The following is a 428-nucleotide window of genomic DNA, read 5'->3' as shown; positions in this document are numbered from 1 at the left end:
GGACACCCCGTCGGGGATCGGGGTGCGGGCGGTCGTCACCGGTCTGATCGTGGCGGGCGCGGTCAACTGGGCCGCCTACAGACTGCGGCGCCGGCGGGCGGCCAGGAGCGCGTCGAGCGAGACGAGCGACGTCCCCGCGAGCACGAGCGGCAGCCAGGCCATCAAGTAGGCGAGGTCGTTCCCGTAGTAGTACGGGCTCGTCTGCCAGCTCACCGTCAGCCAGAGCGAGAGCGAGATCAGCGCACCGCCGAGGGCCGCGAGCCGCCCGAAGAGGCCGAGCAGGGTGCCGATGCCGACGGCGAGCTCACCGAAGGCGATGGCGTACCCGAAGCCGGCCGGGCTCTTCAGCGCGAGATCGACGAGGGCGGGGATCGCGGCGCTGTCCCGTACGGAGGTCATCAGCTCGCCGACGGAACCGGTGCCGGTGG

At 72.4% G+C, this 428-nt stretch carries 1 protein-coding gene; it reads right to left on the bottom strand.

Going from position 1 to position 428, the window contains the following annotated elements; translation table 11 throughout:
- Positions 1–75 precede the first annotated feature (75 nt).
- On the bottom strand, positions 76–428 hold a 353-nt coding region (locus tag J0695_RS40580; protein ID WP_206969816.1), incomplete at its 5' end, for a DoxX family protein.

The organism is Streptomyces beijiangensis (assembly GCF_017315755.1).
Classification (GTDB): domain Bacteria; phylum Actinomycetota; class Actinomycetes; order Streptomycetales; family Streptomycetaceae; genus Streptomyces; species Streptomyces beijiangensis.
The sequence above is the reverse complement of the archived record's forward strand: the minus strand, read 5'-3'. Positions and strand labels throughout refer to the sequence as shown.